5 protein-coding genes are annotated in these 7,625 nt (G+C 55.0%); 1 reads left to right on the top strand and 4 read right to left on the bottom strand.

What is annotated here, in order from left to right; all coding sequences use genetic code 11:
* From GHK62_RS25295 to GHK62_RS25280, 4 genes are all read right to left on the bottom strand, one after another.
* On the bottom strand, window positions 1-259 hold a 259-nt coding region (locus tag GHK62_RS25295), incomplete at its 3' end, for an XRE family transcriptional regulator (RefSeq protein WP_234887043.1).
* 341 nt (window positions 260-600) lie between these two features.
* A complete protein-coding gene (locus GHK62_RS25290) occupies window positions 601-2,244 on the bottom strand; it encodes an MFS transporter (RefSeq protein ID WP_153436573.1) in 1,644 nt (547 codons plus the stop codon).
* Window positions 2,245-2,258: 14 nt separating this feature from the next.
* Window positions 2,259-2,855 carry a UPF0262 family protein gene (locus GHK62_RS25285; RefSeq protein ID WP_153436571.1) on the bottom strand — a complete coding sequence of 199 codons (597 nt, stop codon included), beginning with the start codon at window positions 2,853-2,855 and terminating at the stop codon, window positions 2,259-2,261.
* Window positions 2,856-3,145: 290 nt separating this feature from the next.
* Window positions 3,146-5,728: an HAD family hydrolase gene (locus GHK62_RS25280; protein ID WP_153441778.1), complete on the bottom strand. Its 2,583-nt coding sequence runs from the start codon at window positions 5,726-5,728 to the stop codon at window positions 3,146-3,148.
* Between the two features lie 1,087 nt (window positions 5,729-6,815).
* Here GHK62_RS25280 and GHK62_RS25275 point away from each other — a divergent pair.
* A partial coding sequence (locus tag GHK62_RS25275) for a nucleoside hydrolase (RefSeq protein ID WP_153441769.1) occupies window positions 6,816-7,625 on the top strand: 810 nt, incomplete at its 3' end.

Genomic DNA, 7,625 nt, shown 5'->3' with positions numbered 1-7,625 from the left:
GAAGCTTCACGGTCAACTCAAGTTTCCCCCCAACCGCTTCGACATAACTGCGGAGCGTTGAGAGATACATATCCGTCTGCTTCTCGATTTTGGAGACAGAGGGTTGTTTTATATTGAGAGCAGAGGCTATGTCTGCCTGCGCCTTGCCAGTAATCTGACGTAGTTCGCGCAGTCCTTCGACTTGCTGTTTCAGATCTTGATCGCCGGCCTGGGAGCGCTTGCGCTCGGCCCGGGGCAAGGAGGTGTTAACTGCGTTCATGCTCCATGCCGTAGATCGGCCCCTTCTTATCAACTGCGGCAGTGACAGCCACCTGTCCCAATGGCACGTGCGGGTATAGCTTCTAAGCTATATGGGGTCAAGATTGCAATAAGCGTATCCGGCGATTACTCGGCCGATAGGGCAGGTTGGCCCCCGAGTGTGGCTCCTGAATTTCAAGCGGTGACCGCCGCCGCGACAGCCGCGACGACGGTCACCATGCCTTGGGAGGCAAGGCGGGAAATAAAGGGCCTGGGCGGGCGCCTCGGGGCGGAAAACCTGGGGCATTCTCTCCTTGCGGGGGTTTTGGGTCATCGATTGCTACACTCATCTTCCAATCGCCTCTAGGGACGCGAAATGCGGGCAATTGGTTGGCTGCGGCTGCGAGCCGGGCCGGTTCCCCGCTCGATCGACAGCACTGGGTCAGGCGGAAGGTCCCCATCGTGAAGAGCGGCGAGACGCACGCCGACTTCCTTGTCGCCGGCGGTCAGCCGATGGTTGAGTCGCAGATAGTCCATCCACGTTGGCGTCCAGTAAGTCTCGGTCCAAAGCGATGGGGTGTGCAGGCTTCGCTGCAGCGACCAGTTCCGCGCACCGGCCCGGCTCTGAACGCGTCGCCGTTCGCGCATGCAGTCCAGAAAGGCGTCGAGGTTGTGCTCGGGAATCCGGTAGTCGGCCTTGACGATAATTGGCCCGCTTCTTGGCTTCAGGTCGAGCGCGAGCGACGGTGCGACGAACTCGGAGGAGGATTGTTCGGATTCTTCCCAAAGCTCGATCGGCAGCACGAAAGCCGCGGCCGCAACGAGCAACAGGACTGTGGCGGCACCTTCCAACGCCACGGCCAGCGAGTAGTTCTGGGCAATCGTGCCCCAGATCCAGCTGCCGGCAGCCATACCGCCATATGACAAGGCGTAGTATATGGAAAGGGTGCGGCCAACGACCCACCGCGGGCTCGACAACTGTATCGCGACGTCAATGCTGGTCCAGGTGAGCAGCCAGCCTGCACCGCCAATTGCGAGCGCAACGGCCGCTAGAGGCAAAGACGACGTGAGAGCCAGTGTCAGGCAGCAGGCGGCGCCGGCGGTAGAGGCGGCGGCGAGCAATTGATCGCGAGACATTGTCCGCCTTAGATAGCTACTACCAAGACCAGCCGAAAACGCGCCAATGCCGAAGGCGGCTAACAGGATGCCGTACACAATAGGCCCGCTCGCTAAGCGACCCCGCACGATGAGTGGCAGCAGCGCCAGAATGGATATACTCGCCAGGCCGAACAAGGTACCGCGGAAAATAGCCGCTCGGATCTCCGATGATATCGCCGTGAAGCGCAAGCCGTCATGGATGGCCGTGGTGATGCGCTCACGCGGCAACGGCGAAGCCCGAACCTGCCATCTTGAACGGGCAATAGCAGTTAGCGGCACCAGGTCGCTCAGCGCAGCCATGACGAAGGCGGCAAGCGGTCCGAGGAAAGCGAGAATAAGGCCGCCGAGCGCCGGACCAATGCTGCGAATGATATTGTATCCGACCGACATCAGCGTCACCGCTGCCGGGATGTCGCGCTTCTCAAGAATATCGCCGACCGAGGCGTGCCAGGCGGGGTCGTTGAGTGCAAAGCCGCAGCCCGCCAGAAAGCCCAGGCCCAGGATTAGCCATGGATTGACAAAGCCGAGCGACACGGAGATTGCCAGCGTCGCAGATGCGAGCGCAATCAGGCAGTGGCCGGCAAGCATCACGCCGCGACGGCTGAAACTGTCGGCGATCGCCCCTGCCAGGATCGAAAGAAAGAACGCCGGCAGTGTCGACGAAGCCTGCACCAGTGCGACCATCAGATCGGAGGCCGAGATCGTGGCCATCAGCCAACTTATCGCCGTCGTCTGCACCAGCCATCCCAGACTTGAAATTTGAGTAGCTGTCCAGATCGCGCGAAATGCGCGATTCTGCAGGGGAGCTAGTGTCGACGGGGCACCCGATTTTGGACTTTCGCGCTGCATAACTGTGACTACCTTCACGTCGCGTCTGTTTCCGACGCGGAAATGCTCTCGCATTCGGCTGCCCGCAGGCGACGGTAGTCCTCGGAGGTTGGCCCCCTTCGATCCAGCAAAGCGTAAACGAGCGTGAATAGCCGACGCGCAGTATCCGCGTCGATGTAAACGGTTCCCGCCAGTTCATCTTTTAGAAATCGAGCAGCCTCCTCGTGGATACCGCGTCGAGTAACATCGATCGCTTCAAGTAATCCAGGACCAGAATACCGGATCACGTCGAAGTAGTTTGCGCAGACTCGGGTATAGTCTTTTGCCAGACGTCGAATGGTGGTTAACGACACAAGCTGGCTCAGAACATCATCGCCATTTTTCGTTTGAATTGTGAGCGCAAGGCGTCCCCCTGCAAGCCCCATCTCGGCTCGGTAAGGACCTCCCTGATGTGCCGCTGGAATAAAGACGTTATTCTCGAGCAATCCACGAATGGCCAGCGTCCTTTCGCGCTCCACTCGCGTGTCATTGCATCCGAATCCCGGACTAAGAACGATATCGTAAAGTCGGAACACGTCCGTTTCCGCCGTTGAGGCTTCCTCCCGTAAAACTGTAAAAGCGAATGTCGCCATGTGAGAATATGATCTCTTCTAAGTAGTGCTGAGAGGCGCTTCCCCGCGGCGAGCAGATCATCTTCAGCAATGCCGGTTGCGAATAATGCTGCTAATGACAATGTCATTGGGCCTGTGAACTACTGCGCGTTGGGACGCAAAAGGGCTCGCTAGCGCCTACTTGCTGACGTAAGCTTGCCAAGCGTTGCCTATTTCCACCTGTTGGTCGGCCATTCGTTCGAAGAGTGCAGCCGGAATTGTAGTGAGCACGGCTTGCGCCTGCGGAGCTGCACTGATGAAGGGGTGGGCAATTACCTCGAAACCAATGGGCGAAATATCATATGATAGTAAAGAGGCGTTGTGAACTGTTGCAAATCAACGAGACGGATTGTCGCCGCACTTGCTTGAGACAGGCACCGGTAAATCTCTCCTTGCCGGCTGATTTCTTCCAGATCGAGAGAGTTCGACACATTCCTACACGCGCTTCTTGTTTCATTCAAAAGCTGAATATCTGCGATCTGCAGCCATTCATAGTGCTCCCCGAAAAGCATTTTCACGCTGGTGCCGCTTACATATGGCATCATGATTGAAAAATATCCGTCATGCATATGGTGTGCTCTAAGCATGAAGACCTTGGACTCGTGAGCGCCGACTATCACGACTTTCAGAGGTGAAAAACGCACATTCATATCTTCTGGATCTAGATCAAGTTGAAATCTTCTCTGCACCAGACCGCTTAATGTGAAGTCAAGCCCCAAGCTGCGCGTTTCATATGCACCCAGCCTATAAGGTGAGGGCAGGTACCTGACAGCTTTCCAAGCACTTTCTAGATGATAGATCGTCTTCTTGCGATCTGGTCCCATAAACCTCGCGGACTGGAAGTCCGCGAAATATTCGAGCTCAGCCTCAATAGGCATGTAGGTATGACGGAATAGAGCTGCATGGGCAGCCCGCTGCAAAGTCGAATACTCGTGAGTCATACTCGACTCTGTAAAAAACGCCCTCGCATCATTGACGAACCGCAAGCATTCAGCTTGAACATTGGAAACCTTCCCGTACTGCTTCTCACTAAGTTTGATCTCCCCAAGAACGGGGCTGCCGTCCAAATCATAGTCCACAACCGCCCCTTCCTTGACGGTGCAACATTCCTCAAATAAATTGAAGGTACACCAGGGAGACGTAATGAGCGCCTTGCTGTTCGCCGAACGGTACGGTTCTTCGGAAGCGACTAAATAGCGACCGAGTATGTCTACCTTCAATTCTTCTTCGAATGTGCGGGCCAAATATTCCTGCGTTCTGCCGTGATAACCAATATCTGCAAAGATAACGGTATCTCCTTCCGACAACTCCAATTCTGTTGACATATAGCGCATCAAGCGTGTACGTAGAGCAGATGAGTTCTTGAATATAAGCTCCAGCACACCGTTGTCGTGCAGCAACTGATGGAATGCCGTTTTTGGATCGTCAGATTGATTGGCGATCCGTATCAATAACTCTGTCACTTCGGGTGGAAGCAAAAGCTGTTTTGCAGTGGCATGAAGATTGTCAAATTCGGGCTCGATCCCGCCGAGGTAATAATCGACATCGGCGCGGGTTTTGAAAGACGCCGCAATAGCAAAGAATTTGCGGATTCGTACCGGCCTGCCGACGGGCTTGCGCGCATAGGCTTCACACGCGGCCGAAAGAAGATAAGCATCACGCAACAGAAAGAAGACTTTTACCCGCCTGCCCTGCCGTTGCAGTGCCTCCACCTCGTCGATAAGAAAACGTGCATAGGCGTATAACACGGGGCCGAATGACATATAGCCGATCACTGTCTCCGGCGCGTACGGAGACAGGTTTGCTATAGAAAAGATTGGACGAAATGGACTATAGCAGGGCAGAACAACTGCTTCGGGTGCCGCCTCTTCGAGCGCAATCAACGAAGATGCCGCGTGCTGTAGGCGCAAGAAGTCTGCGACCTCACGATCAAACGGCAGGAAATGCAGCGCACGTACGCCCAATTTCCGCGGCGCTTGCGCATCGGCTACGTCATTGTCACCAATGTGAAGTAGTTGCGATGCAGGCACGCCACACTCTTTGATTACAACCTGAAAAAGAGCATGGCTCTTCGACGTTCCATAATCGACAGAGCAGTAAATCTTGCTGATTGCCTGCATGACGTCTGCAGGCAAATGTCGAGCCAAGAGGCGTCTTAACTCGCCTTCGCGCAAATACGTATCGCTCACGACGATAATTTTGATACCACGGGCGTGCGCCAGCCTGATTAGTTCTACGTACGGTGAGAATGCAAAGCAAACATTCATTTCGGTCCGAATTTCCGCCTCGGCCAATAGCTCCCGTTCCTTATCAGAAAGCGATGTAAAAAGCCGATAAATGTCACCGAGATCGATCTCCGTGGAACCGTTCTCTAAAGCCTTTGCTCGATGGGCGCGTGCAGCTGCGCTAATGCGTTGGCGAGGAGTTATCCCTAACCTTCGCGCGACGGGATGATCGGCCAGCATGGCGAAAACGTCTCTAGGTGTCGCTGTCTCGCGCCATAGCAACGTATCGAAACAGTCAAGTGAGAGTACCTTAACGGAGTCGTCGAAGTCCTCCATAATCTTGGCTATATCGTGGGTTTTTATTTGCTCCCGATGGCTGGTATCACGCATGTCGTCGCTACAGAGCAGGCAATCCGCCGGCTTTTGCAGTTTCTGGATCTGTTCTGTTAATTGGCCCCCGTCTGGAAAGATTGCATCCGCATGGCCGATAAACTGATAGACGTCGTCTCCGGGAAAGCGCGGCGCGAAGTCGGGATCAAACATGTCGTCAATACGTAACCGTTCGGACGATTGCGGATTAGCATCGGCTTGCTTTATCTTGGCGGCCAAGCGCTGTAGTATAAGCTGCATAGTTGTTTCCTTCGCGGACGCGCAGTTTTTCTGGTTGAGAACTTCAGTTACGGAGTTTCAAGCAGCGGGCAACTAAAATAGAGATGTCTTAAACTGGTTGAGGTATGTGGATTCCAACTAGGGTCTGCTGAGCAAAACTCCGCCGTCCCTACCGCCGGACGATCCCTTATCTCATCGTTTACCCCTGCTCTTGCAGAAATTAAAGCGGCTAACGTCAAAAGACATCGGACCGCTGGTTGACGCTCTGCGTCGCACCGAACCGTTGGCCAAAGACTATCATGTGTAGAATTCCCGTCAACGTGGCGACGGGAGTACGATATTGCATCCTAAGTATTTGAATATGTTTAGGAACAACTGTGTGTGTAGGCGCCGAATCGTTGTGATTTTTTGATGAAGATTTGTTAAATGTTATGCAAAATAGGGTTAGCAGAAGCTCCATCTGACGCGGCATCAGGTGATCGGCGAGAGATACACCGCTGGCGCCATTGGTGTGCGGCAGGGCAACCAGCACTCGGAGGGGCTGCCACGTGGTGTGCGCATGAACGCGCTGAAGCGGTGTGCGCTGCTGTCATCATTCAGCAGAGCACAGTCACGGCCTTCCACTCCGCCATTGCGTTGCAAACATGGATTGCAAACGTACGCCCGCATTGACCACCGACGCGGTGAGGCATGGAAGCCATCAGTTCGTTACCCGCTCTCTGCGAGCTTCCTTCACGGTTAAATCCAGCAATTATTCAGCTTGACCAATATGAATTGCTGTTCTAAATTGGAAATGTATTCCAGAAATGTGAGAAAACCGCAAATAGGGAAACGGGATGAAGCGGCTCGGCTTCTCCAGATTGATGCGATTCTTGCGCGACGCTCCTCCCATTTGTCGGGAGGACAAAGACAGCGCGTTGCCATGGGGCGCGCTGTCGTGCGCGGGTTCCCAGACACATGTCGTTGCGGACGGCTAGGGGATGGTGATCCTCAATCTGGATGAAAAGGTCAAACTCAGCGCAAAGGCTGACGATATCTGCTCGTTCACGGTCGGCGACGGGAAAGCCGTCGGCCCGCTGCCAGCATCTCGGTTAAGGGGGAAACTTTAATGACTCAAATTGGATATGCCGACCGGATCAGAATGCTCGAACCGCCAAAAGGCCGCGTAAGATGCGTTCTGGACACCGATACATACAACGAGATCGATGACCAGTTCGCGGTCGTACAAATGCTGTTATCGGCCGATCGACTCGACCTTCAGGCGATCTATGCCGCTCCGTTTCATAATGCCCGCTCGGAAAACCCGGGTCATGGCATGGAACTGAGCTATGACGAGATCCTGCGTCTGCTCACGCGGATGGACGTCGAGCCGGAAGGGCTTGTGTTCCAGGGAGTGAGAAGCTACGTCGGACCCGAAAAGGTGGGGAGAGACGCTCCCGCAGTCGAAGATCTGATTGGCCGCGCTCGCGCAAGTTCCACGGCCGATCCGCTCTACGTCGTGGCAATCGCGGCGATCAGCAACGTGGCATCAGCCATCCTGAAGGCGCCCGACATCATCGATAGGATTGTTGTTGTTTGGCTTGGCGGGGATGCGCTTGAATGGCCGGACACCAGGGAATTTAATCTTTGCCAGGACGTCGGCGGGGCGCAGGTGTTGTTTGACAGCGGGGTTCCGGTGGTACTTCTGCCATGCCTCGGAGTTGTCTCGCATCTCCTGAGTTCGGTTCCGGAGATCGAGCGGCATGTCGAACCACACGGAGAAATCGGAAAATTCCTCGCGCAGCGATACAAGGAACACTCGGACGATCACGTCGGTTGGTCGAAGGAAATCTGGGATATGGCGCCGGTAGCCTGGTTGCTCAATCCCGACTGGTGCGAAAGCGTAATCACTTCTACGCCGGTGCTCACAGATCAGGTG

Origin of the sequence: Sinorhizobium terangae (assembly GCF_009601505.1) — a bacterium.
Taxonomy (GTDB): domain Bacteria; phylum Pseudomonadota; class Alphaproteobacteria; order Rhizobiales; family Rhizobiaceae; genus Sinorhizobium; species Sinorhizobium terangae.
The sequence above is the reverse complement of the archived record's forward strand: the minus strand, read 5'-3'. Positions and strand labels throughout refer to the sequence as shown.

Excerpts from the sequence above, each read along its gene's own strand:
- GHK62_RS25290 (WP_153436573.1), bottom strand. The coding sequence starts at position 2,244 with ATGCAGCGCGAAAGTCCAAAATCGGGTGCCCCGTCGACACTAGCTCCC.
- GHK62_RS25285 (WP_153436571.1), bottom strand. The coding sequence starts at position 2,855 with ATGGCGACATTCGCTTTTACAGTTTTACGGGAGGAAGCCTCAACGGCG.
- GHK62_RS25280 (WP_153441778.1), bottom strand. The coding sequence starts at position 5,728 with ATGCAGCTTATACTACAGCGCTTGGCCGCCAAGATAAAGCAAGCCGAT.